Below are 26,592 nucleotides of genomic sequence, written 5' to 3' on the forward strand. Positions count from 1 at the left end.
TCAGGTCAAAGCCGCGCAAAAGGCGCTGGGAGGCATGAATGTCTGGTTGGACCCGATTTATCCGGACCACGGTGGTCGGCGGGCTGGTCTTCCTCATTCCCTTCGTCATCCTGGTGCTGGTGCTGGTGCTGGGCAAGGCTCTCGAGATCATGCGTGTGATCGCCCAGCCACTGTCCGCTTTCATCCCGGTCGACACGGTCGGCGGGATCGCCTTGGCCAACCTGCTGGAAGTGGGGCTGATCCTGGTGCTCTGCTTCGTCGCCGGCCTCGTCGCCAAGGCGCGCCTCTCCGCAAAGCTGGTCGAGGGTCTGGAAGGGCGCTTTCTGGAGCGGCTTCCCGTCTATCACTTCATCAAGGGCATGGCGGGCAGCATCGTTCAGGCCGAGGGCGACGAGAGCATGAAGACCGTGCTGGCACGCTTCGACGACAATGCCCAGATCGCCTTCGAGATCGAGCGCACGGCCGACGGGCAGGTGGTGGTCTACCTGCCGGGGGCGCCGAACCCCTGGTCGGGCAGCGTCGCCCTCATGGCCGCCGAGCGGGTGACGCCGCTGGATGTTCCCATGATGACGACGGTGCAGAAGATCAAACAGTTGGGCAAGGGCTCGCAGGGCCTGCTAAGAGGATAGGAACGCAGCAGCCGCAAAGGCCCGCGCAAGACGTAAGGGAGACCGGACCCTATGCATGTGGTGATCTTCGAAGTCTGGCCCAAGCCGGCGCACAAGGGCGCCTACCTCGACATCGCCGCCGTGCTCCGCGCCGAGTTGGAGCAGGTCGACGGCTTCATCTCGGTGGAGCGTTTCTCCAGCCTGACCGAGGAGGGCAAGCTGCTCTCGCTGTCGTTCTGGCGCGACGAGGAGTCCATCGCGCGCTGGCGCCGCCAGAGCGAGCACCAGGCCGCGCAGGGACGGGGCCGCCACGAGCTGTTCGAGAACTACCGCCTGCGGGTCGCCTCGGTGATCCGCGACTACGGCCCGCACGACCGCGACGAGGCCCCACAGCCGTAGGCTGCGACCTCAGTCGTCAAGGCGCTTGCCCAGGCGGCCGGCGAGATCCTGGATGTACTGCCAGGCGACGCGGCCGGAGCGCCCGCCGCGGGTCACCGACCACTCCTTGGCCTCGGCGCGCAGCTGCTCGTTCGGCAGGTCCAGGCCGTAGCGCTTGGCGTAGCCCTCGATCATCGCGAAGTAGGTGTCCTGGTCACAGTTGTGGAAGCCGAGCCAGAGGCCGAAGCGGTCCGAGAGGCTGACCTTTTCTTCCACCGCCTCAGAGGCGTGGATGGCGGTCGAACGCTCGTTCTCGATCATGTCGCGCGGCATCAGGTGGCGGCGGTTGGAGGTGGCGTAGAAGATGACGTTGTCCGGCCGCCCCTCGATGCCGCCTTCCAGCACCGCCTTCAGCGACTTGTAGCTGGCGTCCTCACCGTCGAAGCTCAGGTCGTCGCAGAACAGCACGCAGGGCCGCTTGACGCCGCGCAGGTGGGAGAGGAGCTGTGGCAGGCTGGGAATGTCCTCCCGGTGGATCTCCACCAGGGCCAGGCGGGGGCCGTCCCCGCGGTCGTCGTTCACCTTGGCGTGGACCGCCTTCACCAGGGAGCTCTTGCCGGCGCCGCGCGAGCCCCACAGCAGCGCGTTGTTGGCCGGCAGCCCGTCGGCGAAGCGCCGGGTGTTCTGATACAGGGTCTCGGTCTGCCGACTAATGCCTTGCAGAAGCGTGATGTCGACCCGATTTACATGGTGAACCGGGTCCAGCCGGTCGCGCTCGGGGTTCCAGACGAAGGCGTCGGCCCCGTCCATGGCGACCGCCGAAGAAGGGGCAGGGGCGAGTCGCTCCAGAGCCTCGGCAATGCGCTGGAGAACCGGGTGGAGGTTGTCACGATCGGGGCTGTTCATCTATGCTCCAAGGAACGGACTTTAACAGGCTGATTTTGGCCGCGAAATCTATTGCGGCGTGGGCTTCCGGTCAAGCGGCCGGGCGGGGATCGGGGCGGAACCTCGGCCGGCGTCCGGTGACGTTGCAATTCGTGCGCTTGCCGTTATAGTCCGCCGGTCTGACTGCTCGGAAGAGGTCTAAGTATGCTTATTTCGCCCGCCTATGCCCAGGCTGCAGGAGCCGGGGGAGCGGACATGTTCACGTCCCTCCTGCCGATTTTCCTGATCATCATCGTCTTTTACTTCCTGCTGATCCGTCCGCAGCAGAAGAAGGTCAAACAACATCGCGAGATGGTCTCCGCCCTGCGGCGCGGCGACAAGATCGTCACGGCCGGCGGTCTGATCGGCACCGTGACCAAGGTGGTCAACGAGGCCGAGGCCATGGTCGAACTGGCCGAGGGGGTGCGGGTCCGCGTGATGCGCCACACCATTCAGGATGTGCTGAGCAAGACCGAGGCCGCGCCCGGCAAGGGCGACGGCGGGGCCAGGCCGGCCAACGATCCGGGCGGCAGGCCCGGTGGCTTGCTGGGCGGTGGCCTGCTGGGCAGCCTGTTTGGCGGCAAGAAGCCCGATAACAAGTCCTAAGCCCGCTTCAAGGCCGAGACCGCTCTAGAAAGCGTCCTTCGATGGTTCATCTTCCGCGCTGGCAAGTCATCCTGATCCTCCTGGTGGTTCTGCTGGGGGTCATCTATGCGTCACCGAACCTGCTGTTCAGCCGCGACCAGGCCGATCAGATGGCCGAGTCCGCGGGCTGGGTGCCGCACCAGCAGATCAGCCTCGGGCTCGACCTGCGCGGTGGCGTTTACCTGCTCTCCGAGGTTGATCTCGACTACGTCTTCGCGGAGGACCGCGAGAACCTGGCCGAGGACATCCGCCGGGAGTTCACCCGGGACAGCATCGGCTACAGCGATCTCGGCGACCTCGGCGACAGCGTGGGCGCGACCCTGGCCGACCCGGCCGATGCGGACAAGGCGCGTGACGCGATCGCCGGCCTGAGCCAAGGGCTGCAGATCGATATCGATGATAGCGGCGTCATCCGCGTTACCTTCAGCGAGGCCGAGACGCGCACCCGCGCCAACCAGATCATGGCCCAGGCCATTGAGGTGGTGCGCCGCCGCATCGACGAACTGGGCACCCGCGAGGCTTCGATCCAGCGCCACGGCGACGACCGTATCCTGATCCAGGTGCCGGGCCTCGACGATCCGCAGCGGCTCAAGGAAATCATCGGCAAGACCGCGGTGCTGACCTTCCGCTTCGTGAACGAGAACGTGCGCCCCGGCGGGCCGATCCCGCCGTCCTCGGAGGAACTGCCCGCCGCCGACAGCGGGCGCTCTGGTCTGCCCGGCAGCTATGTCGTCAGCAAGCGCGTCATGGTCTCGGGCGACAGCCTGACCAGCGCCAGCGCGACCTTCGACCAGGGGCGCCCGGTGGTCTCCTTCGCCTTCGACGCCCAGGGCGCCAAGCGTTTCGGCGATGCCACCCGCGACAACGTCGGCAAGCTCTTCGCCATCATTCTCGACGACCAGGTGATCTCGGCGCCGGTCATCAACGAGCCCATCCTCGGCGGGCGGGGCATCATCTCCGGCAGTTTCACTACGCAGGAAGCGCAGGACCTGGCGCTGCTGCTGCGCGCCGGCGCGCTGCCCGCGCCGATTACCTACCTGGAGGAGCGCACCGTTGGCCCGGGCCTGGGCGCCGACTCCATCCTGGCCGGCGAGATCGCCTCGGTGCTGGGGCTCATCTTTGTGGTGGTCTTCATGGTCGGGGCCTACGGCCTGTTCGGCGCCCTGGCCAGCGTCGCGCTTTTCGTGAACCTGATCCTGCTGATGGCGGCGCTTTCGGTGCTGCAGGCGACGCTGACGCTGCCGGGCATCGCCGGCATCGTGCTGACCATCGGCATGGCGGTCGACGCCAACGTGCTGATCTTCGAGCGCATCCGTGAGGAAATGCGGGCCGGGCGCGGCCCCGTCACCGCGGTGGACGCGGGATACCGGCGCGCGATGAAGACCATCTTCGACTCCAACCTGACCACGCTGATCGCGGCGCTGCTGCTGTTCCAGTTCGGTTCCGGCCCGATCAAGGGCTTTGCCGTGACCCTGTCGCTGGGCCTGATCACCTCCATGTTCTCCGCGATCATGGTCACCCGCCTGCTGGTGGTCGCCTGGCTGCGCAGCCGCCGGCCGCAGGCCCTGGCGCTTTAGGAAGCGACGTTATGGCTCTTATTCGCAAGCTTCCGGTCGAGCTGAACTTCGGCTTCATCCACCGCCGCGGTTTGTTCTTCATCTTCTCGGCGGCGCTCTTTCTCGGCTCTATCGGTCTTTTCCTGACACAGGGCCTGAACTTCGGCGTCGACTTCCGCGGCGGCATTCTGATGGAGGTGCGCACGCCGCAGCCCGCCGATCTGGGCGAGCTGCGCGGTCGCCTGAACGCCCTGGGTGTCGGCGAGGTTTCGCTGCAGCAGTTCGGCGAGCCGACCGACGTGCTGATCAATATCGCCAAGCAGGAGGGCGACGAGCAGCAGCAGATCCTGGCGATTGAAGCGGTGAAGGACGCCCTGGGTTCCGGCATCGAGATCCGCCGGCAGGAATTCGTCGGCCCGAAGATCGGCGACGAGTTGAAGGAAGCGGGTCTTTTGGCCACGGTGCTGGCGTTGCTGGGCATCGGCGTCTACATCTGGCTGCGCTTCGAATGGCAGTTCGGCGTCGCCGCCCTCATCGCCCTGGTGCACGACGTCGTCGCGACGATCGGCTTCTATTCGCTGACCCAGATCGAGTTCAACCTGGCGACTCTCGCGGCGGTGCTGACCATTGCCGGTTATTCGATCAACGACACCGTGGTGATCTTCGACCGGGTGCGCGAGAGTCTGCGCCGTTACAAGAAGCTGCCCCTGCCCGAGGTGCTGAACCGGTCGATCAACATGACCCTGTCGCGCACCATCCTGACCTCCTTGACCACGCTGCTCGCCCTGTTCGCGCTGTTCTTTTTCGGCGGCGAGGTCATCAGGGGCTTCAGCGCCGGCCTCATCTGGGGTGTGGCCATCGGCACCTATTCCTCGGTCGGGCTGGCGGTGCCGCTGCTGACCTTCATCAAGCTGCGCCGCGGCGGTGCGGACGAGGAAGACACCGAAGCAGAGACGGCCGAAGCGTCGTCCTAAAGCCAACGGACCCGAACGAAAGGAGCGGTCATGGACGTTACACCGCTCATTCCCCAGGGACGCCAGATCATCGAAAGCTACGGCGGCGGCGGCTTCACGGTCACCGGCGCAGTCTACCGCGGCTCCATCCTGGTACTGCCGGACTGGACCGGTGCCTGGGCGCTGGGCGCCATTGGCGAGTTGAGCATCGACAGCCTGGAGCCCGTGCTGGCGGCGACCCCGCCGATCGAGGTGCTGCTGCTCGGCTGCGGGCCGGCCATGGCCTTCATCGAGCCGGAGCTGCGCGCGGCGGCGCGGGCGCGTGGCGTGGCGCTGGAACCCATGGACACCGGCGCGGCCTGCCGCACCTACAACGTGCTGGTGGCCGAGGACCGGCGGGTCGCCGCGGCCCTCATCGCCGTCGACTGAATCACAACCTCTGCGTGACGGCGAGTTCCTGTCGCTCAATTGAGGATAAACGATTAAGCTAGGCCTGCTCAGGCGGATTGGCGCCGGCAAGGGAGGGGCCATGGTACGGCGGCTTGCCGCAATATTGGCGGCCGACATGGCCGGCTACAGCCGGCTGATGGAGGCCGATGAAGCGGGCACTCTGGCCCGCCTCAAGACCCATCGCATCGAACTCATCGATCCGGCGATCGCGAAGAACGGCGGCACCATCATCAAGACGGGCGGCGACAGCTTGCTGGTCGAGTTCCAGAGCGTGGTCGAAGCCGTGAACTGTGCAGCAGAGATCCAGCGCCGCATGGCGCGGCGCAACTCCGACGTTCCGCCAGACCAGCGGATCGAGTTTCGCATCGGCATCAATCTGGGTGACGTGATCGCCGAGGAGGGGGACATTTTCGGCGACGGCGTGAACCTGGCCGCGCGGCTGGAGGCCATGGCGGATGTGGGCGGCATCTGCATCTCGCGCGCGGTGCGCGACCAGCTGGGCGAGCGCCTCGATGTCGCTTTCGAGGACCTGGGCGAGCAGAGCGTGAAGAACCTGTCACGCAAGGTCCGCGTCTTCCGCGTCCTGCTGGAAAATGGTGAGGCCGCGGCGCCGGCCGCGGCGCCCGAAGCGGGGGCCGCACCGGCGGCCGGCGACATGCCCTCGATCGCCGTGCTGCCGATGGTCAACATGAGCGGTGATGCCGAGCAGGAGTTCTTCGCCGACGGGCTGACCGAGGACATCATCACCGGCCTGTCGAAGTTCCGGGGCCTCTTTGTCATCTCCCGCACCTCGGCCTTCGTCTACAAGGGCAAGACCGCCAACATCCAGAACGTCGCCCGGGCCCTGGGCGTGCAGTACATTCTGGAGGGCAGCGTGCGCAAGGCGGGCAACCGCGTGCGTGTGACGGTGCAGTTGATCGACGCCGAAACGGACCGCCACATCTGGGCCGAGCGCTACGACCGCGACTTGGAGGACATTTTCGCCATCCAGGACGAGATCACCACGACCATCGTGGCGATCCTGCCAGGACGCATCGAGGCGGCGAGCCAGGAGCGCGTGAAGCACAAGCCGACGGACAACATGGCCGCCTACGAGAGCCTGCTGGCGGGCAAGGTGCTGCACCACCGCTCGAAACCTGAGGCCAACGCCGAGGCCCTGCGCCTTTTGGACCGCGCCGTGGCTCTGGATCCGAACTACGCCCACGCCCATGCCTGGCGAGCCTGCGTGATGGGGCAGTGCTGGGTCTACGGCTGGTGCGCCGACCGCGACGAGACCTGGAGGCGCGTGGCGGAGGCCCTGCAAACGGCCCTGGCGCTGGATGACAACGACAGCGACGTCCACCGCATCCTCGCCGCGACCAGCATCGCCCACGGCGACTTCGACAAGGCGACCTACCACCAGGAGCGCGCGCTGAACCTCAATCCCAACGACGACCTGATCGTCGTGCAGTACGGCGAACTGCTGACCTGGCTGGGCCGGCCGGAAGAGGGCATCGAGTGGATCAAGAAGGCGATCCGGCTGAACCCCTATCACCCCGAGCGCTTCTGGAACCACCTGGGGCGGGCCTACTTTGTGGCGCGCCGCTATGACGAGGCCATCACCGCTTTCCAGCGCATTTCACATCCGGACCAGTTCCACCATGCCTTCCTCGCGGCTGCCTTTGCCTTGCAGGGCGACGATGCATCGGCGCAGGAACAGGCCGGAATGGTTCTGGAGCTGAATCCGGACTTCACGGTGGACGACTACCTGGCGACGCTGCACTACAAGGAAGAAAGCGACCTGGAGCACCATCGCCAGGGCCTTCTGAAAGCGCGGCTGCCGACTTCGGCGGCGGTCGAGCCCGAGCCCGACATGAGCTCTACCGGCGGGTGAGCCGGCCGGCGGGAATCAAAAAGGGGCCCCCGGATCAGCGGGGGCCCCTTTTGTCTTTCGTCCGGGTCGGGCTCAGGCGGCGTCGAAGTTGGCCGCCGCGAAGTCCCAGTTCACCAGGTTGTCGAGGAAGGACTGCAGGAAGTCCGGCCGACGATTCTGGTAGTCCAGGTAGTAGGCGTGTTCCCAGACGTCGCAGGTCAGGATCGCGGTCTGGCCGCTTGTCATCGGGGTTTCCGCATTGGCGGTGGTGACGATCTTCAGATCGCCGCCGTCCTTGACCAGCCAGACCCAGCCGCTGCCGAACTGGCCGACGCCCTTGGTCTTGAACTCTTCCTTGAACTTGTCGAGGCTGCCGAAGGCCTTGTCGATGGCCGCGGCCAGGGCGCCCGACGGCGCGCCGCCGCCGCCCGGCTTCATGGAATTCCAGAAGAAGGTGTGGTTCCACACCTGGGCAGCCTGGTTGAAGAGGCCGCCGGAGCTGGACGTGATGATCTCCTCGAGGGACTTCTTGGCGTTGTCGGTGCCCTCGATGAGCTCGTTCAGCTTGGTCACATAGGCCTGGTGGTGCTTGCCGTGGTGGAAGCTCAGGGTGTTGGCCGAATAGTGAGGCTCCAGTGCGTCTTGCGCATAGGGCAGTGAAGGAAGCTCGAACGCCATGCCAATCTCTCTCTCGATGCTTTGTTGTCCAACAAAAACCCGTGCGGCCTTGTCCAGGCCGGCGCGGGTTGTTCTCCTTGTAGGGACAATTAGTCAGTTACGCAAAAAGTTCCAGTAGCAATCGCCGGATGTGGCGCGCCGCAGCGTGAATTTTCGATTTCGTGGGCCGGGAAACGGACCGGAGCCTTGCGGCTCCGGTCCCAGGACATCCATTTTCGTGGCGTTGCCGGTGCGGCTGCCCAGAAAATGTGCAGGCGCTAGAAAAGGTTCTGTGCCGAGACCATGGCAAACAGCATCGGCACCGACAACAGGGTGTTGGTGCGCGAGAACAGCATGGCGGTGCGCGCCGACTTGGCCTTGCTGTCCGCATCGGCCTCGACAATTCCGAGGGCCCGCTTCTGATTGGGCCAGATGACGAACCAGACGTTGAACCACATGATTGCGCCCATCCACATGCCGATGCCGATCATGCTGTGCTTCGGCACACCGTCGATGAGACCCAGCGAGATCGCCTCGAGGATGTAGCCGTTGAAGGCGGCCAGGATGAGGCCTGTCACGATGGTTGCCATGGCCCCCCAGCGGAACCACCATAGAACGGCAGGTGCGATGACCTTGCTGATGGCCGGCTTCTGCTCGTCGGGAATCTTCCCCATGTTGGGGATCTGCACGAAGTTGAAGTACCACAGCAGCCCGATCCACATGACGCCGCTGAGCACGTGCAGCCAGCGGAAGAAGAAGGCGCCGAATGCGTAGCCATCGTAGCCTTGAACGCTGTAATAGATTAGGAACAGAACGATCGCGAAGACGAAGCCTGCTATTACCGTGTTTCTGAGTGAGGTGAGTATCCCAGCCATTTACACTCTCCTATGTTATCGCCCACCGCGTACTCTTTGATGACGCAGGGATGATTTTCTTTTTTCTTGCTGCGGCGGTGAATCTCGCAAATAGAATGGTTGGAGTCGCCTTGGTTAAGTCTAGGGTTTACTTCATGACTTGCCAAGAGGGCGCCCGAACGGCTTCGGCCCGATCAACTTCGGAACTCAAAGGCCCTCCGCGATGAAAGGACTCTCCGTCTGCGGCGCCCTTGTGGAGCGCCACGACCGCGACCGCTATCTCACCAGCCTCTTCGCGCCGGAGGCTGAGCGCGAGCAGCTCTTCGCCCTCTATGCTTTCAATCACGAAGTGGCGAAGACGGCGGAGGTGGTGAGTGAGCCGATGCTGGGGCAGATCCGCCTGCAGTGGTGGCGTGAAAGCCTGGAAGGCGTCTTTTCAGGGCGCCCGCGCCAGCACGAGGTGGTGGCGCCGCTGGCCCGCTGCATCGGGGCCAAGGGCCTGCGGCGCGACCTGCTGGAGCAGGTGATAGACGCCCGCGAGTTCGACCTGGAAGCGGAACCGCCGGCCGACCTGGAGGCCCTGCGCGCCTATGTCGAGGGCACCTCGACGGCGCTGCTGCGCCTGGCCCTGCAGGTCCTGGAGGCGGAGGACGCGGCCAGCCGTGAAGCCGTCGAGCACCTGGGGCCCGCATGGGCCTATCTCGGGCTGTTGCGGGCGCTGCCGCTGCACGCCCGCCAGAAACGATCCTACCTGCCTGCGGACCTCTGCGCCGATGCCGGGGTCGACCTGCAGGAGGTCTTCGAACTACGTGCCTCGCCGGCCTTGCGGCGGGTTACCGCGGTCCTGCAGGACGCCGCCGCGCAGCACCTGAAGGCGGCGCGCCGCCGCGCGCGCGAGGTGCCGCGCCGGGCCCTGCCGGCGCTGTTGCTGGCGCGCCTGGGCGATCTCTACCTGAAGCGCCTGCGCAAGGCCGGAGGTGATCCTTTCGCCGCCGCCGTGCAGGCCCCGGCGCCGGGCCGCGTCTGGCGCCTGGCCTGGGGCAACTGGCGCGGCCGGTTTTAGCCGAGAGGCCGTCTTCTATTGGTTGCCGCCATCGCCTGCCGGACTGGCGGCGGGCGCCATCCCCGATGCCTTTTCCAGCTGCGCCGGACAGCCGTCCTGGACCTTCCGCCACATCGGGTTGTTCTGGTGCATGCCGCAACTTGCGACGAAGGCCTTTCCGTTGACCCGGAGGCAGGCAAGCTCGCCGAGCTCGATCCGGGTGCCGCGGTTCGTGCAGTAGCTTTCCGGATAGCTGAATCCCTCCTTGGCCACCGGCGGCTCGAAGGCGAGGGGGCGGCCGGCATCCGTGACGAGCGCGGTGCCGAAAAGCAGGCCCGCACAGACGATATAACTCGTGGTCGAGGACGACATATCCTTGCTCCCAGGTTGCTCTGTTGAAAATGGCTCTCAGCCGGCGCGTCTGCCGTGAAATGACCGAAACGCCGGGCCTGTGCTATCTTCGCCAATGACGCGACAGGGTTCGTCTAGCCACCGTGGAGTTTCGGTGGAGTTTGAAGCGTCAATGCCCGGAATGGCTTGAAGACAGGCGGAGTCCGTGACTTGCAAGCTTGCGAACTGAAGCTCGATATCGAGGATCAGAGGCTCTGGAGCGGCGATCAGCCCGTCGCGTTGGGCAACAAGGCCTTTCAGCTGCTGCAACTCTTCGTCGAGAACCCCGGCCGCCTGCTGACCAAGGATCACATTCTCGAAACCCTGTGGGGCGAGGTCTATGTGTCCGAGGGACTGATCAAGGAATATGTCCACGATCTGCGGCTTGCCCTTGGCGACGATCCCAAGGCGCCCCGCTTCATAGAAACCGTACGCGGGCGCGGCTACCGCTTTCTCGGCGGCATCACCCCGGTGGGCAAAGCGGGGGACGCGGAGGCGCAGGGCCACCCGGAGAAACCCTCCATCGCGGTTTTGCCTTTCACGAACATCTCCGGGGACCCGGCGGAGGAGTACTTCGCGGACGGCCTCAGCGAGGAGATCATTACGGCCCTGTCCTTCGTTCCCTGGCTTTTCGTCATCGCCCGCAACTCCTCCTTCATCTACAAGGGAAAGTCGATCGACGTCCGCCTGGTCGGCCGCGACCTCGGTGTCGCCTATGTCCTGGAGGGCAGCGTCCGGCGCGCCGGCAACCGCCTGCGCGTGAACGGACAGCTTGTGGAGACGGAGAACGCCAGCCACATCTGGGCCGGACGCTTTCAGGCCGACCTCGAGGACGTCTTCGACCTCCAGGACCAGATCACCGAAGGCGTGGTCAGCGCGATCGGCCCGGAGATCCAGCTCGCCGAGATCGGGCGCGCCACCCGCAAGCCCCCGAGCAGCCTGACGGCTTACGATATCTATCTGAGAGCGCGCGCCGCCTTGAACGGCCTGCAGATCGACGCCGCGATCGAACTGCTGGACGAAGCCATCGCCAACGCTCCCGACTACGCGAAAGCAAAGGCGGTCAGGGCTTGGTGCACGACCCTCATCGGCTGGCAGTTCGTGGCGCCCTCCCAGGCGCAGCGCGAACTGTCGCTGCGCCTGGCGGAGGAGGCGCTCGCAAGCCCCCAGGCAGACGCCGAGGTCAGAGCCTACGCCGGCTACACGATCGGCTTCATGAGCGATCAGAAAGACCGCGCGATCGCGCTGGTCGAGGAGGTGACGCGGCAGTGCCCGAGTTTCGCCTGGGCCTGGGCCAGCCTGGCGCTGCTGGAGTCCTATCACGGCGATGCCCGCAGAGCGATCGAGCTTGCCAAGACATCGCTGCGGCTCAATCCGAGCGACCCTCAGAGCTTCCGCTGCGAGATGGCCATTTCCAAGGCCTATCTCATCCTGAACTGCTTCGAGGACAGCTTGAAGTACGCCGGCCAGGGGCTGCAGAAGAGCCCGCGGAACACCTTTTTTCAGATGTGCAGGATGACCGCCCTGGTGCGCCTGGGGAGAACCGGCGAGGCCCGCGCCGTCGCGGAAAGCTTCAAGGCGCAGAACCCCGATTTCAGAATATCGAAATGGCGCGACCTGACCGGCAACTGGGCGGCCTGGACCGACATGTCGCCGGTTCTTGAGGACGCCCTGAAGAGCGTCGGCATCCCCGCCTGAAGCCTACTCCGCTGCCGCCGCGCTCTCGCTGCGCCAGGCGTCGAGGTCGGCCAGGGCGCGGGCCGAATAGGCCGGCTTGCGGTCCTTCTTCTTCACCTTGCGCTTGCCCTCGGGCGGGGTCAGCGGCGGGAAGAGTCCGAAGTTCACGTTCATGGGCTGGAAAGTGTCGGCCGCGGCGCCGCCGGTGATGTGCGCCAGCAGGGCGCCGTGCGCCGTGGTCGGCGGCGGCGGGGCGAAGGGCCGGCCGAGGCGCTCGGCCGCGGCGAAGCGGCCGGCGAGCAGGCCGATGGCGGCGGACTCGACATAGCCCTCGACCCCGGTGATCTGCCCGGCGAAGCGCAGGCGCGGCTGGGCCTTGAGGCGCAGCTGGCCGTCCAGCAGTTCCGGCGACTTCAGGAAGGTGTTGCGGTGCAGGCCGCCCAGGCGCGCGAACTCGGCCTCTTCCAGGCCGGGGATCATGCGGAAGATGCGCACCTGCTCGCCGTACTTCAGCTTGGTCTGGAAACCGACGATATTGTAGAGCGTGCCCAGCGCGTTGTCCTGGCGCAGCTGCACCACGGCATAGGGCCGCGCGTCGCTGTGGGGGTCGTGCAGGCCGACCGGCTTCATCGGCCCGTAGCGCAGGGTCTCCGGCCCGCGCTCGGCCATGACCTCGATGGGCAGACAGCCCTCGAAGTAGGGCGTCGACTTTTCCCAGTCCTTGAATTCGGTCTTCTCGCCGTCCAGCAGGGCCTGGATGAAGGCCTCGTACTGCGCCTGGGTCAGCGGGCAGTTCACGTAGTCGGCGGTGCCGCCACCCGGGCCCGGCTTATCGTAGCGCGACTGGAACCAGGCCTTGGAGAAGTCGATGGACTCCTTGTAGACGATGGGCGCGATGGCGTCGAAGAAGGCTAGGTAGTCGGTGCCGCTGAGCTTGCCGATGGCTTCGCCCAGGGCCGGCGAGGTGAGGGGGCCGGTGGCGACGATGACCGAGTCCCAGTCCTCGGGCGGCAGGCCGTCAACCTCGCCGCGTTCGATGGTGACCAGCGGGTCGGCTTCCAGCGCCGCGGTGACACGGTCGGAGAAGGCCACCCGGTCGACCGCCAGGGCGCCGCCGGCGGGCAGCTTGGTGGCGTCGCCGGAGGTCATGATCAGGGAGCCGAGGCGGCGCATTTCCTCGTGCAGCAGGCCGACGGCATTGTTCTCGGCGTCGTCGCTGCGGAAGGAGTTGGAGCAGACCAGCTCCGCCAGTCCCTCGGTCTGGTGGGCGTCGGTCTTGCGCTCAGGGCGCATCTCGTGCAGCACCACGGGCAGGCCGGCGCGGGTGATCTGCCAGGCGGCCTCGCTGCCGGCCAGGCCGCCGCCGATGACGTGGATGGGCTTCATGTTGCTGTCGGTCATGGGCGGACCATAGCGCCGCCGGGCCGCCGCTGAAAGTCCCTGCGTCGCGGACCGCTAGGGCTTCAGTCCTGGCAGGGCAGGCCGCTGGTGTCTTCCAGGGTGAAGACCTCCTGGGGCTCGGCGATCCCCTTCAGCTTGTGGACCCCCAGGCTGCGGCTCTGGCCGGTCCAGTGCTCGGCATAGGCGGCCGAGTAAACCAGCGGCACGGCAAGGTCCTGGTTCAGGGCCTCAATGCGGCTGACCAGGTTCACCGCCGGGCCGATCACCGTGAAGTCCAGGCGGTCGGCGGCGCCGATGTTGCCGTACATGACGTCGCCGACGTGCAGCGCAATGCCGCAGCGGAACTCCGCCTTGCCGGCCGCGCGGCGTTCCTCGCGCAGGCGTTCGGCGTTCTTCAGAGCGGCCTGGGCGGCGACCATGGAGGCCATGCAGGCGCGGCAGGGATCGCCGGCGTGTTTCTCCTCGATCGGGAAGATCGCCAGGATGGCGTCGCCGATGAACTTCAGGATTTCACCGCCGTTGGCCTCGATGGCTTCGGCCATGGCCTCGAAGTATTCGTCCAGCAGGACGATGACCTCCTCCATCGGCAGGGTCTCGGACAGGCCGGTGAAGTCGCGCAGGTCGGAGGTCCAGAGCACGGCGTTGATGCGCTCCACATCGCCGCGCTTGATGGTGCCGGCCAGGACGCGCTGGCCGCTGCGTTGGCCGACGTAGGTCTCCATGAGCGTCTTGCTGGTACGATAGGCGTTGCGCAGTTCCAGCAGTGTCCCGAAGACGGGCATGGCCGCCTCCACCGTGGCGATATCCAGGCCACTGAAGCCCTCGGGGTGCTTGGTCGCCAGGGTCAGGGAGTTGGTTCGCCCGGTACTGAAGGGAAGGGGCCGGGCGGTGTAGTCGCTGTAGCCCTGGGCCTTCAGATCCCGGGTGATGGGAAAATCGGCGGGACAGTCGGGGTGGCCGAGCCGCCGGCGCACCACCGGACCCCCTTCGAAGATCAGCCTTATCGGGCTGTCGAGGAAGTAGTCCGTCACCTCGATGCCGTGGGCGCGCGGAATCTCCATGGCGCCGCCGGCTTCCCCTTCCCACAGCACGGTGCGGGCGCGCAGCTGCGGGTGGAGCTGGGGTAGGTGCAGGGTCGAGCGGTCGACCGGAATGCCAACGGCGTTCAACTGCCGCAGGAAGCCGTCGAACAGCAGGGTGATCGGGGTCTGCTTGAGGCGCACGGACAGCAGCCAGTCGATCACCGGCTGGGCCTGCTCGCGGCCCTGGAGGCAGAGCTGGGGCGTCAGGACCGTGTCATCGGTCGGGCCGGGACTCGTCGTGAGAGGCGCGCTCATCCAGTAAATCTGCGGCTCCTGGGCAGGCTATGCAAGAGACGCAATCCCCCCTTACCACCGCAGGTCTTGCAATTGCTGCGACGCAGTATAAGTAAACTACCCAGTTTCCTGCCGACGCCGGGGGCGTCTGAGTGAGAGGCAGTGGTATGCAAATGATCGTGAAAGCCGAGAGCCCGCGCGCGCCGCGGGCCATCCCCAGTGTTTTTGGGGGAATTCTGGGCGTGGCTCTCCTGGGGCTGACGGCGGCCTGCGGGGAGCAGGGCAGCGGTGCCGCCGCCCAGCAGGCCGCGCCGCCGCCGCCCAAAGTCACCGTGGCCAAGCCGGTGGTCCGCGACATCGTCGAGGACGACGAGTTCGTCGGCCGTTTCGAGGCCCTGGACGAGGTCGACCTGCGCGCCCGGGTGGGTGGCTACCTGGAGAAGGTGCACTTCACCGACGGCGCCATCGTCGCCAAGGGCGACCTGCTGTTCACCATCGACCAGCGCCCCTACAAGGCCGCCGTGGGCGAGGCCGAGGCGAACCTGAAGATCGCCCGCTCCCAGGTCGAATACACCAAGAAGCAGTTGGAGCGCGCCCGCGAGCTTTCCACGCGCGGCAACATCTCGGTCAGCGCCCTCGATGAGCGCCAGCAGGAATACGTCGCCGCCCTGGCCCAGGTGCAAGGCGCCAAGGCGGCGCTGGACAGCGCCAAGCTGGACCTGGAATACACCGAGATCCGCGCGCCCATTGCAGGGCGTATCGACCGCAACCTGATCTCGGTGGGCAACCTGGTGGTGCCGGACGACACGACGCTGACCACCATCGTGGCCATCGACCCCATCAACTTCTACTTCGACATCGACGAGCGCTCCTTCCTCGCCTATGCCCGCGACGCCAGGGCGCGCGGCGTGGCGCTGCAGGAAGGCGCGGGCGCGCTGCCGGTGAAGGTAAGGCTTTCCGACGCGCGCGACGGCACCTTCGAAGGCACCCTGGATTTCGCCGAGAACAAGGTCGACCAGGACACCGGCACCATGCGGGTGCGCGCCGTCTTCGACAATCCGGCGCTGGTGCTGCAGCCTGGCCTCTTCGGCATCATCAACATTCCGGGCTCGCTGCCCTACCGCGGCGTCATGGTGCCCGACAGCGCCATCACCGCCGACCAGGACAAGCGCCTGGTCTATGTGGTGGACGAGGCCGGCAAGGTGTCGCGGCAGGAGATTCGCCCCGGGCCGCGCCTGCACGGCTACCGCGTCGTGCGCGAGGGCCTGACCGGCGAGGAGACCATCGTCGTCGAGGGCCTCATGCGGGTGCGCCCGGGCGCCACCGTCACGCCCGAGTTCAAGGAACTGCCGCAGGTCGCCGCGGTCAAGTAGGGAGGCGGCCATGCGCTTCGCCCATTTCTTCGTCGACAGGCCGATCTTCGCGACGGTGCTGTCCCTGGTGCTGGTGATCGTCGGCCTGATCGCCTACGGCCAGCTGCCGGTCGCCCAGTACCCGGAGATCGCGCCGCCCAGTATCGTGGTGCGCGCCAGCTATCCCGGCGCCGACGCCAAGACGGTGGCCGAGACCGTCGCGACGCCCCTGGAGCAGGAGATCAACGGCGTCGAGGACATGCTCTACATGTCCTCCTATTCCACCGCCGACGGCGCCATGGCGCTGACCATCACCTTCAAGCTGGGCACCGACCTGGACCAGGCCCAGGTGCTGGTTCAGAACCGGGTCGCCATCGCCGAGCCGCGCCTGCCCGAAGAGGTGCGCCGCCTGGGCGTCACCACCACCAAGTCGTCGCCCGACCTGATGATGGTGGTGCATATGCTCTCGCCGGACGAGAGCTACGACCAGCTCTATGTCTCCAACTACGCGCGCTCTCGGGTGCGCGACCTGCTGCTGCGCATCGACGGCGTCGGCAACCTGATCCTTTTCGGCGAGCGCGAGTTCGCCCTGCGCGTCTGGCTCGATCCCGAAAAGCTCTCGGCCTACGCGCTGACCGCCGCCGACGTGGTTGACGCCCTGCGCGAGCAGAACGTGCAGGTCTCCGGCGGTTCCATCGGGGCGCCGCCCAATCCGGGACAGAACGCCTTCCAGTACGTGGTGACCACGCAGGGCCGGCTGGAGGACCCACGGGAGTTCCGCTCGGTCATCGTGAAGTCCGGCGACGACGGCCGCCTGATCCGCCTGCAGGACGTGGCGCGTGTCGAGCTGGGTGCGCGCGAGTACATCACCAACAGCTACCTCAACGGCAAACCCGCCGTGGCGCTGGCCATCTTCCAGCGCCCGGGCACCAACGCCCTGGAGACGGCCGAGGCCGTGAAGGCGACCATGGAGCGGGTGAAACAGGACTTCCCGCCGGGCATCGACTACACCATCGTCTACAACCCGACGGAGTTCATCGCCGAGTCCATCGACGCAGTCTACGAGACGCTCTTCGAGGCGGTGATCCTGGTCGTTCTGGTGGTGCTGATCTTCCTGCAGTCCTGGCGCACGGCCATCGTGCCCATCGTGGCCATTCCGGTCTCCCTGATCGGCACCTTCGCGGTGATGCAGGCCTTCGGCTTTTCCATCAACATGCTGACCCTCTTCGGCATGGTGCTGGCCATCGGCATCGTGGTCGACGACGCCATCGTCGTGGTCGAGAACGTGGAGCGCAACATGCGCTTGGGGCTCGGCCCGCGCGAGGCGGCGCACCGCACCATGGATGAGGTCGGCTCGGCCGTCATCGCCATCTCGTTGGTGCTGGTGGCGGTCTTCGTGCCGGTCGCCTTCATCCCCGGTATCACAGGCCAGTTCTACCTGCAGTTCGCGCTCACCATCGCGGTGACGACCATCATCTCGGCGGTCAACTCCCTGACGCTCTCCCCGGCGCTGGCGGCGATCCTCTTCAAGCCGCATGGCGGCAAGCCTTCGCGCTTTCCCCTGGCGGTCGTCGGCCGTGTTTTCTCCGAGGGCTTCAACAAGGGCTTCGACAAGCTGAGCGAGCTCTATGGCCGGGTGGTGCAGTTCCTGGTCGGCCGCCGCAGCGTTCTGGCCGCCATGCTGCTGATCTTTGCCGGACTGCTGAGCGCCACGGTCTACATGCTGCAGACTACCCCGCGGGGCTTCATCCCGACCCTGGACCAGGGTTACGCCATCGTGGTGATCCAGCTGCCCGAGGGCGCCTCGCTGGCGCGCACCGACAAGGTGGTGCAGGAAGCCTCCCAGATCATCCAGGACACCCCCGGGGTGCGCAACGCGGTGGCCTTCGCCGGCTTCTCCGGCGCCACCTTCACCAATGCCACCAACGCGGGCGTGGTCTTCGCCGGCTTCGAGCCCTTCGAGGAGCGTCTCGCCCAGGGCCAGGCGGCGGGTGCCATCATCGGCCAGCTCTACGGGCGCCTGCAGTCGATCCGCGAGGCCTTCGTCATCGCCGTGCCGCCGCCTCCGGTACGCGGCGTGGGCAGCTCCGGCGGTTTCAAGCTGCAGCTGCGCGAGCTGAACAGTGCCGACATGGACCGGGTGCTGGGCGCGGCCTATGCCATCATGGGCCAGGCGGCCCAAACCCCCGGGGTGACCGGCGTCTACACCACCTTCAGCGCCTCCTCGCCGCAGTTCTACCTGGACATCGACCGGCGCAAGGCGCGCATGCTGGACGTGCCCATCGAGAACATCTTCGACACCCTGTCGATCAACCTGGGCAGCTCCTACGTGAACGACTTCAACGCCTTCGGGCGCATCTACCAGGTGCGCGCCCAGGCCGACCAGCAGTTCCGCATGGAGAAGGAGGACATCCTGCGCCTGAAGGTGCGCTCGGCCCGCGGCGCGCTGGTGCCGCTCGGCACCCTGGTGGAGATCCGCGAGGTCTCCGGCCCCAACCTGGTGCAGCGCTACAACATGTTCGTCTCGGTGCCGGTGCAGGGCAACGCGGCGCCCGGAGTCTCCTCGGGCGAGGCCCTGGAGATCATGGAGGGCATGGCCAGGCAGGTGCTGCCGCCGGGCACCGACTTCGAGTGGACCGAACTGGCCTATCAGGAGCGCAATACCGGCAACACCGCCGTCTTCATCTTCGCGCTCTCGGTGCTCTTCGTCTTCCTGGCCCTGGCGGCCCAGTACGAGAGCTGGAGCCTGCCGCTGGCGATCATCCTCATCGTGCCGATGAGCGTGCTCTCGGCCCTGCTCGGCATCACCCTGCGCGGCTTCGACAACAACATCCTGACCCAGGTCGGCCTCATCGTGCTGGTGGGCCTGGCGGCCAAAAACGCCATCCTCATCGTCGAGTTCGCCAAGCAGGCCGAGGACAACGGAGACAGCGCGGTCGAGGCCGTGGTGAAAGCCTGCCGCCTGCGCCTGCGTCCCATCCTGATGACCGCCTTCGCCTTTATCCTGGGCGTGCTGCCCATGGCCATCGCCACCGGCCCGGGCGCGGAAATGCGCCAGGCGCTGGGCGTGACCGTGTTCTCCGGGATGCTGGGGGTGACCTTCTTCGGGCTCTTCCTGACGCCGGTCTTCTACGTGACCATCCGCGGCGTCACCCGGCGCCTCAGGGCCGCGCGGGCCGTCCAGCCGGAGCCGGCGGAGTAGGGCCTATTCTTTCCTGGCGGCGAACTCCTTCAAGGCCGCGCCGTCGAAGCGGAAGTAGATCTTCTCCGTCAGCCGGCGGGCGCCGAGGCGGTCGTAGAAGTCGAGGGCGCGGGAATTGTAGTCCTCCGCGGTCCAGTCCAGGCGCACGCAGCCGCGCTCGACGGCGATCTTCGCCAGGGCGCGCAGCAGGATCTCGCCGACGCCCTGGCTGCGCGCGGCTTCCGTCACGAAGAGGTCCTTCATGAACAGCTGCCCGCCCAGGTCCGGTGCCGGGTGGACGACCGCGAAGCTGGCGAAGCCGACAGCTTTGTCCCGGGCCTCGGCCAGCAGGATCTCGACGTTGGCGTGCCCGGCCAGAACCTGCTCGCGCACATAGGCGCCCATGGATTCACGGTCCGGGGTCGCGTCGCCCCAGTAGTGCCGTCCGTCCTCGTGGAACAGGCCGGCGACGGCTTCGTGGTCGCAGGCCGACGCCAGGCGGCAGCTCACCCCTGCCTCGGTCATGCCCGCTTTTTCTTCGGCTTGGCCGTGCGCAGGTAGGGGGCCAGGTAGTGGCCGGTGTGGCTTTCGGCCACCTGGGCGACTTCCTCGGGCGTGCCGGCGGCGACGACGCGCCCGCCGCGGTCGCCGCCGTCGGGCCCCAGGTCCAGGATCCAGTCGGCGGTCTTGATGACCTCCAGGTTATGCTCGATCACCACCACGGTGTTGCCCTGGTCGACCAGGGCCTGCAGCACCTCCAGCAGCTTCTTCACGTCCTCGAAGTGCAGGCCGGTGGTCGGCTCGTCGAGGATGTAGAGGGTGCGCCCCGTGGCGCGCCGCGAGAGCTCCTTGGAGAGCTTCACGCGCTGCGCCTCGCCGCCGGAGAGAGTGGTGGCCGGCTGGCCGATGTGGATGTAGCCCAGGCCGACCTTCTGCAGGGTCTCCAGCTTCACGCGGATCGAGGGCACGGCCTTGAAGAACTCCACGCCCTCGTCGACGGTCAAGTCCAGGATCTGGGCGATGGACTTGTCCTTGAAGGTGATCTCCAGGGTCTCGCGGTTGTAGCGCTGGCCCTTGCAGACGTCGCATTGCACGTAGACGTCGGGCAGGAAGTGCATCTCGATCTTGATGACGCCGTCGCCCTGGCAGGCCTCGCAGCGTCCGCCCTTCACGTTGAAGGAGAAGCGGCCCGGTTTGTAACCCCGGGCGTTGGACTCCGGCAGGCCGGCGAACCACTCGCGGATCGGCGTGAAGGCGCCGATGTAGGTAGCGGGGTTGGAGCGCGGCGTGCGGCCGATCGGCGACTGGTCGATGTCGATGATCTTGTCCAGGTATTCCAGGCCCTCGATGCCCTCGTGCTTGCCGGGATTGGCGCGCGCCTTGTGCAGGCGCCGGGCCAGGGCCTTGTAAAGTGTTTCGATGATCAGGGTCGACTTGCCACTGCCCGAGACCCCGGTGACGCAGGTGAAGGTCCCCATGGGGATCGCCGCCTCGACGTTCTGCAGGTTGTTCTCCGTGGCGCCCAGGATCTTGATCTCCTGACCCGGATGGCCCTCGCGGCGCTGGCGCGGCACCTCGATCTGGCGCAGGCCGGTCAGGTACTGGCCGGTCAGGCTTTCGGGGTGGTGCATGACCTCCTCGGGCTTGCCGATGGCGACCACCTGGCCGCCGTTGACGCCGGCGCGCGGGCCCATGTCGATCAGGTAGTCGGCGGTGCGGATGGCGTCCTCGTCGTGCTCCACCACGATGACGCTGTTGCCCAGGTCGCGCAGGCGCTTCAGCGTTTCCAGCAAGCGCGCGTTGTCGCGCTGGTGCAGGCCGATGGAGGGTTCGTCCAGCACGTAGAGCACGCCGGTCAGGCCCGAGCCGATCTGCGATGCGAGACGGATGCGCTGGCTCTCGCCGCCGGAGAGGCTGGCCGAGCCGCGGCTGAGGGTCAGGTAATCCAACCCGACGTCGACCAGGAAGGTCAGGCGCTCGTTGATCTCCTTCAGGATACGCGCGGCGATCTCCTGGTCCTTTTTGCCCAACTTGGCGTTCAGGGCGCCGAACCAGGCGGCCGCCTTGGCGACGGAGAACTCGGCCACTTCGCTGATGTGCAGCTTGTCCAGCTTCACCGCCAGGGCCTCCGGCTTCAGGCGGTGGCCGCCGCAGGCCTCGCAGGCCTTGTTGCTCTGGTATTTGCCCAGGTCGTCGCGTACCCAGTCGCTGTCGGTCTCGCGCCAGCGCCGCTCCATGTTGGGGATCACACCCTCGAAGGACTTGGTGGTTTTATAACTGCGCAGACCGTCCTCGTACTTCATCGTGATGGCGGTCTTGCCGGAGCCGTAGAGGATCACGTCGCGCACCTTGGCGGGCAGCTCCTCCCAGGGCGTGCGGGTCGAGGTCTTGTAGTGGCGGGCGATACTGTCCAGGGTCTGCTGGTAGTAGGGCGAAGGCGTGGCCGAGCGCGACCAGGGCGCGATGGCGCCGCCGCTCAAGGGCGCCTTGGGGTCCGGCACCACCAGGTCGGGATCGAAGAACAGGGTGATGCCCAGGCCGTCGCAGGAAGGACAGGCGCCGAAGGGGTTGTTGAAGGAAAAGAGCCGCGGCTCGATCTCCTCGATGGTGAAGCCGGAGACCGGGCAGGCGAACTTGGCCGAGAAGGTGGTGATCTCGCCGCCCTTCTTTGCCTCCTCGGTGAAGGCCAGGCCGTCGGCCAGGTGGAGCGCCGTCTCGAAAGAGTCGGCCAGGCGCGTCTCGATGCCCTTGCGCACGATCAGGCGGTCGACCACCACCTCGATGTCGTGCTTGCGTTTCTTGTCCAGCGCCGGGGCGTCCTCGATCTCGTACAACTCGCCGTCGATCTTCACACGCTGGAAGCCGCGCTTCTGCAGCTCGGCCAGCTCTTTTTTGTACTCGCCCTTGCGCCCGCGCACGATGGGAGCCAGCAGGTAGAGGCGGGTGCCTTCGTCCATCTCCATCACCCGGTCGACCATCTGGCTGACCGTCTGGCTCTCGATGGGCAGGCCGGTGGCCGGCGAATAGGGCACGCCGACCCGAGCGAAGAGCAGGCGCATATAGTCGTAGATCTCGGTCACCGTGCCGACGGTGGAGCGCGGGTTCTTGGACGTCGTTTTCTGCTCGATGGAGATCGCCGGGGAGAGGCCCTCGATGGAATCCACGTCCGGCTTCTGCATCAGCTCCAGGAACTGGCGGGCGTAGGCCGAGAGGGATTCGACATAGCGGCGCTGGCCCTCGGCGTAGATGGTGTCGAAGGCCAGCGACGACTTGCCGGAGCCTGAAAGCCCGGTAATCACCACCAGTTCGTTGCGGGGCAGGGTGACGTCGATGTTTTTCAGATTGTGCTCGCGCGCGCCGCGGATCGCGATCACAGGACCTTCCAGGCCTTTTGGCATGACTTCGGCACAGCCTCTCGGTGGGCTCTTAAGGGGGCTCGGGTTCGTCGGATGACCGGTGCTTCGGGATACCGGTGGCGGCGGGCCGCCGATAGGGTCAATATGGAGGATGGGAGGCGGAAAATCGAGCCCCGGATCGCGCTGCGGTCCTTGTGGATAAGGGATTGCTGACAGGGCCCTGCCAGGACGCTAGAGTCCGCCGCCACTTGAGGTCGAAAATCGCAGAAACTGGAGAGAATCGGTATGGCGGGCAGCGTGAATAAAGTCATTTTGGTGGGGAACCTGGGGCGCGATCCGGAGATCCGCAGCACCCAGGACGGCACCAAGGTCGCCAACCTGTCCCTCGCTACCTCGGAAACCTGGCGCGACCGCAACAGCGGCGAGCGGCGCGAGCGCACGGAATGGCACCGGGTCGTGATCTTCAACGACAAACTCTGCGAAGTAGCGGAGAAGTATCTGCGCAAGGGCTCCAAGATCTACATCGAGGGCCAGCTCCAGACCCGCAAGTGGACCGACAAGGACGGCCAGGACCGCTATACCACCGAGGTGGTCCTGCAGCGCTTCCGTGGTGAACTGACCATGCTGGACGGCCGCCAGGACGGCGGCGGAGCCGACTACAGCGACGACGGTGGTCCTGGGGCCGGCGGCGGCTTCGGCGGCGGCGGCTCCGGCGGGGGCGGCTTCGGCGGTGGCTCCGGCGGCGGTGGCGGCGGCAGCGACCTGGACGATGAAATCCCCTTCTAGGGGCGGCTGCAGGCCCGCCGGCGGCGGGTAGAAGCGGCAGCCGTCGCAATCAACTGAATATGCGTTGAAACCGGTCTGCCGGACGGCCCGATCGCAGCCTTCCGGCGGTGACTTCGCGCCTGCGCCGTGGCGTTTCCATTGAGCGCCGGAGCGGCTTTTGTAAGTCATTGAAAAAGCTAATAGATTTACGCTATCTCCGGCGCCGAGAATGTTGTCGCGGCGGGGCGGGATTGCTATAGTCGAACCTACGATTCGCGGGGGATTCCCGCGGGTTATCCGAGGCCTCTTGCCTTCGGAATGCCCGCAGGTTGGGGACCAGGGAAAACCCGGCTGATCCAACCGTTTTCTGAGGTGTTTTTCGGCCCCCACCTGACCAGGCCAAGGGGGCCAGGCAATCCGTTGTCCGGGCGTGGTGCCCGGGCGTCTTCTCAAGGCAGTTCTCTTGTCTGATCCGTCACAGCCGACTTCCGATTTCGACATAACGCCGGTCACCATCGAGGAGGAGATGAAGCGCTCCTACCTCGATTACGCCATGAGCGTGATCGTGGCCCGGGCGCTGCCCGACGTGCGCGACGGCCTGAAGCCCGTGCACCGGCGCATCCTCTACGCCATGAAGGAGGCCGGCTACGACTGGAACCGGCCCTACCGCAAATCGGCCCGCGTGGTCGGTGACGTCATGGGTCAGTACCACCCGCACGGCGACAGCGCCATTTACGACACCATGGTCCGCCTGGCGCAGGATTTCTCCATGCGCCTGCCGCTGATCGACGGCCAGGGCAACTTCGGTTCCATGGACGGCGACCCGGCGGCGGCCATGCGCTACACCGAAGCGCGCCTGACCCGCTCGGCCAGTGATGCGCTGCTGCAGGACATCGACGAGGACACCGTCGATTTCCAGGACAACTACGACGAAACCACCCAGGAACCGATCGTCCTGCCGGCGCGGTTCCCGAACCTGCTGGTCAACGGCGCCGGCGGCATCGCCGTCGGCATGGCGACCAACATCCCGCCCCATAATCTGGGCGAGGTGATCGACGCCTGCTGCGCCTACATCGACGATCCGGAGATTTCCATCGACCGGCTGATGGAGCTGGTGCCGGGCCCGGACTTCCCGACCGGCGGCATCATCCTGGGGCGCGCCGGCATCCGCGACGCCTACCACACGGGCCGCGGGTCGCTGCGCGTGCGCGCGGCGACCTCCATCGAGGAGGTCCGCAAGGACCGGAATGCCATCGTGGTCAGCGAAGTGCCCTACCAGGTCAACAAGGCGCGCATGCTGGAGCGCATCGCCGAGCTGGTGCGCGCCAAGACCATCGAGGGCATCGCCGACCTGCGCGACGAAAGCGACCGCCAGGGCCTGCGCGTGGTCATCGAACTGCGCCGCGAGGCCGAGCCCGAGGTGGTGCTGAACCAGCTGTTCCGCTACTCGCCGCTGCAGGGTTCCTTCGGCTGCAACATGCTGGCCCTCAACGGCGGCCGCCCGGAGCTTTTGGACCTGAAGGCGATCATCGCCGCCTTCATGGACTTCCGCGAGGAGGTCGTCACCCGGCGCACCGCTTTCCGCCTGGGCAAGGCCCGCGACCGCGCCCACCTGTTGGTCGGCCTGGCCATCGCCGTGGCAAACATCGACCCGATCATCGAACTGATCCGCGCCGCGCCCGATCCGGTGGCCGCCCGCGAGGGCCTGATGGGCCGGCGCTGGCCGGCAGAAACCGTGGCGCCGCTCATCGAGCTGATCGACGAGCCGGGCCGCGAGGTGGCGGCCGACGGCACCTACCAGCTTTCCGAGCTGCAGGCCCGGGCCATCCTGGAATTGCGCCTGCAGCGCCTGACCGGCCTGGAGCGCGAGAAGATCGCCCAGGAGCTGGAAGAGATCGCCGCCGAGATCAAGGGCTTCCTGGAGATCCTGGGATCGCGGGCGCGCCTGCTGGAGGTGCTGCGCGGCGAGCTCATCGACATGAAGGAGCGCTTTGCGACGCCGCGGCGCACCCAGATCGTCGAGGCCGGCTTCGAGCAGGAAGACGAGGACCTTATCCAGCGTGAGGACATGGTGGTCACCGTCACCCACGGCGGCTACATCAAGCGCGTGCCGCTGTCGACCTACCGCGCCCAGCGCCGCGGCGGCAAGGGGCGCGCCGGCATGGCGACGCGCGACGAGGATTTTGTCAGCAAGGTCTTCGTCTGCAACACCCATACGCCGGTGCTGTTCTTCTCCTCGCGCGGCATGGTCTACAAGCTGAAGGTCTACCGCCTGCCCATCGGCACGCCCCAGGCCCGCGGCAAGGCCCTGATCAACCTGCTGCCGCTGCAGGAGGGCGAGTGGATCACGACCTTCATGCCCATGCCCGAGGACGAGACCACCTGGGACCAGATGTTCGTGGTCTTTGCCACCTCGGCCGGAGACGTAAGACGCAACAAGCTCTCCGACTTCGTGCGGGTCATGGCCAACGGCAAGATCGCCATGAAGCTGGAGGAGAGCGACGGCGAGCTGGTCTCCGTGCGTACCTGCACGGAGGACGACGACGTGCTTCTGGCCACCGCCGGCGGGCGCTGCATCCGCTTCGGCGTTGATGACGTGCGCGTCTTCGCCGGGCGCAACTCCACCGGCGTGCGCGGCATCAAGCTGGGCAAGGGTGACAAGGTCATCTCCATGTCGATCCTGCGCTCCGGCGAGACCGTCAGCACCGAGGAACGCGACGCCTACCTGCGCTACGCCAACGCCAAGCGGCGCGGCGAGAACGGCGGCTCGGAGAACGGCTCGACGGAGGCAGGCGCCGAGATCGAGCTCAGCCAGGAACGTCTCGCCGAGCTGGCCGAGGGCGAGCAGTTCGTGCTTTCCGTCGCCGCCGACGGCTACGGTAAGCGCACCTCGGCCTACGAGTACCGCGTCACCGGGCGTGGCGGCCGCGGCATCGGGAACCTGGACCTGGCGCGCGGCGGCGGCGTGGAGTCAAGCGTGGTGGCCGCTTTCCCGATAGAGGAGAGCGACCAGATCATGTTGGTGACCGACGGCGGCAAGCTGATCCGCAGCCCCGTCGAGGACATCCGTATCGCCGGGCGCACCACCCGTGGCGTGATGCTGTTCCGTATCGACAAGAGCGAGCGTATTGTATCGGTGGCGCATCTCTCCGAGGATGAGGACGAGGAGGGCGAGGACGAGGCCGGCGGCAGCGCGGGCGACGCCATGCCCCCTGCGGAAGAGACCTAGGCGCGA

At 66.5% G+C, this 26,592-nt stretch carries 21 protein-coding genes; 13 read left to right on the forward strand and 8 right to left on the reverse strand.

Going from position 1 to position 26,592, the window contains the following annotated elements; translation table 11 throughout:
* The first annotated feature begins 38 nt into the window (after positions 1-38).
* The gene (locus H7X47_RS13500; protein WP_193369205.1) at positions 39-629 is read left to right on the forward strand and encodes a DUF502 domain-containing protein; all 591 of its coding nucleotides are present in this window, start codon (positions 39-41) and stop codon (positions 627-629) included.
* A gap of 51 nt (positions 630-680) precedes the next feature.
* Positions 681-1,007 (forward strand): antibiotic biosynthesis monooxygenase family protein, encoded by a 327-nt coding sequence (locus H7X47_RS13505; RefSeq protein WP_193369206.1) that lies wholly within the window; start codon positions 681-683, stop codon positions 1,005-1,007.
* Positions 1,008-1,016: 9 nt separating this feature from the next.
* Here H7X47_RS13505 and H7X47_RS13510 read toward each other — a convergent pair whose 3' ends face one another.
* Entirely contained in the window at positions 1,017-1,892 is an 876-nt protein-coding gene (locus tag H7X47_RS13510) for an ATP-binding protein (RefSeq protein WP_193369207.1), read from the reverse strand.
* A 234-nt stretch (positions 1,893-2,126) separates the two neighbouring features.
* Between H7X47_RS13510 and yajC the strand changes: the two genes are divergently transcribed.
* The 5 genes from yajC (at position 2,127) to H7X47_RS13535 (ending at position 7,387) form a co-directional block, all read left to right on the forward strand.
* The gene (yajC, locus tag H7X47_RS25835) at positions 2,127-2,516 is read left to right on the forward strand and encodes a preprotein translocase subunit YajC (protein WP_319633605.1); all 390 of its coding nucleotides are present in this window, start codon (positions 2,127-2,129) and stop codon (positions 2,514-2,516) included.
* Between the two features lie 41 nt (positions 2,517-2,557).
* Complete coding sequence (gene secD, locus H7X47_RS13520) at positions 2,558-4,132, forward strand: protein translocase subunit SecD (protein WP_193369209.1); 1,575 nt, start codon at positions 2,558-2,560, stop codon at positions 4,130-4,132.
* Between the two features lie 11 nt (positions 4,133-4,143).
* The gene (secF, locus tag H7X47_RS13525) at positions 4,144-5,085 is read left to right on the forward strand and encodes a protein translocase subunit SecF (RefSeq protein ID WP_193369210.1); all 942 of its coding nucleotides are present in this window, start codon (positions 4,144-4,146) and stop codon (positions 5,083-5,085) included.
* A gap of 30 nt (positions 5,086-5,115) precedes the next feature.
* On the forward strand, positions 5,116-5,493 hold the full coding sequence (locus H7X47_RS13530; RefSeq protein WP_193369211.1) for an Mth938-like domain-containing protein: 378 nt from the start codon (positions 5,116-5,118) through the stop codon (positions 5,491-5,493).
* Between the two features lie 100 nt (positions 5,494-5,593).
* Entirely contained in the window at positions 5,594-7,387 is a 1,794-nt protein-coding gene (locus tag H7X47_RS13535; RefSeq protein ID WP_193369212.1) for an adenylate/guanylate cyclase domain-containing protein, read from the forward strand.
* A gap of 72 nt (positions 7,388-7,459) precedes the next feature.
* On the opposite strand, the gene H7X47_RS13540 is transcribed toward H7X47_RS13535, so the two are convergent.
* Complete coding sequence (locus H7X47_RS13540; RefSeq protein ID WP_193369213.1) at positions 7,460-8,044, reverse strand: superoxide dismutase; 585 nt, start codon at positions 8,042-8,044, stop codon at positions 7,460-7,462.
* Positions 8,045-8,301: 257 nt separating this feature from the next.
* Positions 8,302-8,898, reverse strand: coding sequence for a urate hydroxylase PuuD (locus H7X47_RS13545; RefSeq protein WP_193369214.1), 597 nt, complete (start codon positions 8,896-8,898; stop codon positions 8,302-8,304).
* A gap of 202 nt (positions 8,899-9,100) precedes the next feature.
* Here H7X47_RS13545 and H7X47_RS13550 point away from each other — a divergent pair, with 202 nt between their 5' ends.
* Positions 9,101-9,940: a phytoene/squalene synthase family protein gene (locus tag H7X47_RS13550; RefSeq protein ID WP_193369215.1), complete on the forward strand. Its 840-nt coding sequence runs from the start codon at positions 9,101-9,103 to the stop codon at positions 9,938-9,940.
* Positions 9,941-9,955: 15 nt separating this feature from the next.
* Here the strand turns inward: H7X47_RS13550 and H7X47_RS13555 are convergent, their stop codons facing one another.
* Positions 9,956-10,291, reverse strand: a complete 336-nt coding sequence (locus H7X47_RS13555) for a hypothetical protein (RefSeq protein ID WP_193369216.1) — start codon at positions 10,289-10,291, stop codon at positions 9,956-9,958.
* A gap of 189 nt (positions 10,292-10,480) precedes the next feature.
* On the opposite strand from H7X47_RS13555, the gene H7X47_RS13560 reads away from it, so the two are divergent.
* Positions 10,481-12,007, forward strand: a complete 1,527-nt coding sequence (locus H7X47_RS13560) for a winged helix-turn-helix domain-containing protein (RefSeq protein WP_193369217.1) — start codon at positions 10,481-10,483, stop codon at positions 12,005-12,007.
* Between the two features lie 3 nt (positions 12,008-12,010).
* Here H7X47_RS13560 and trmFO read toward each other — a convergent pair whose 3' ends face one another.
* Together trmFO and H7X47_RS13570 are read right to left on the reverse strand one after the other, a co-directional pair.
* Positions 12,011-13,387 (reverse strand): methylenetetrahydrofolate--tRNA-(uracil(54)-C(5))-methyltransferase (FADH(2)-oxidizing) TrmFO, encoded by a 1,377-nt coding sequence (trmFO, locus tag H7X47_RS13565; RefSeq protein ID WP_193369218.1) that lies wholly within the window; start codon positions 13,385-13,387, stop codon positions 12,011-12,013.
* Between the two features lie 62 nt (positions 13,388-13,449).
* The gene (locus H7X47_RS13570) at positions 13,450-14,724 is read right to left on the reverse strand and encodes an adenylate/guanylate cyclase domain-containing protein (protein ID WP_193369219.1); all 1,275 of its coding nucleotides are present in this window, start codon (positions 14,722-14,724) and stop codon (positions 13,450-13,452) included.
* Positions 14,725-14,870: 146 nt separating this feature from the next.
* Between H7X47_RS13570 and H7X47_RS13575 the strand changes: the two genes are divergently transcribed.
* Entirely contained in the window at positions 14,871-16,076 is a 1,206-nt protein-coding gene (locus tag H7X47_RS13575) for an efflux RND transporter periplasmic adaptor subunit (protein WP_227010455.1), read from the forward strand.
* Positions 16,077-16,086: 10 nt separating this feature from the next.
* Positions 16,087-19,257: an efflux RND transporter permease subunit gene (locus H7X47_RS13580; protein WP_193369220.1), complete on the forward strand. Its 3,171-nt coding sequence runs from the start codon at positions 16,087-16,089 to the stop codon at positions 19,255-19,257.
* A gap of 3 nt (positions 19,258-19,260) precedes the next feature.
* Here H7X47_RS13580 and H7X47_RS13585 read toward each other — a convergent pair whose 3' ends face one another.
* Complete coding sequence (locus H7X47_RS13585) at positions 19,261-19,761, reverse strand: GNAT family N-acetyltransferase (RefSeq protein WP_193369221.1); 501 nt, start codon at positions 19,759-19,761, stop codon at positions 19,261-19,263.
* Positions 19,758-22,634 carry an excinuclease ABC subunit UvrA gene (gene uvrA, locus H7X47_RS13590; RefSeq protein ID WP_193369222.1) on the reverse strand — a complete coding sequence of 959 codons (2,877 nt, stop codon included), beginning with the start codon at positions 22,632-22,634 and terminating at the stop codon, positions 19,758-19,760. The genes H7X47_RS13585 and uvrA overlap by 4 nt, the downstream gene beginning before the upstream one ends.
* 243 nt (positions 22,635-22,877) lie before the next feature.
* On the opposite strand from uvrA, the gene H7X47_RS13595 reads away from it, so the two are divergent.
* Positions 22,878-23,378, forward strand: coding sequence for a single-stranded DNA-binding protein (locus tag H7X47_RS13595; protein ID WP_193369223.1), 501 nt, complete (start codon positions 22,878-22,880; stop codon positions 23,376-23,378).
* Positions 23,379-23,820: 442 nt separating this feature from the next.
* On the forward strand, positions 23,821-26,586 hold the full coding sequence (gyrA, locus tag H7X47_RS13600) for a DNA gyrase subunit A (RefSeq protein WP_227010456.1): 2,766 nt from the start codon (positions 23,821-23,823) through the stop codon (positions 26,584-26,586).
* Positions 26,587-26,592: the final 6 nt, after the last annotated feature.

It is taken from the genome of Pelagibius marinus (assembly GCF_014925385.1).
In the GTDB taxonomy this organism is placed as follows: Bacteria; Pseudomonadota; Alphaproteobacteria; order Kiloniellales; family Kiloniellaceae; genus Pelagibius; species Pelagibius marinus.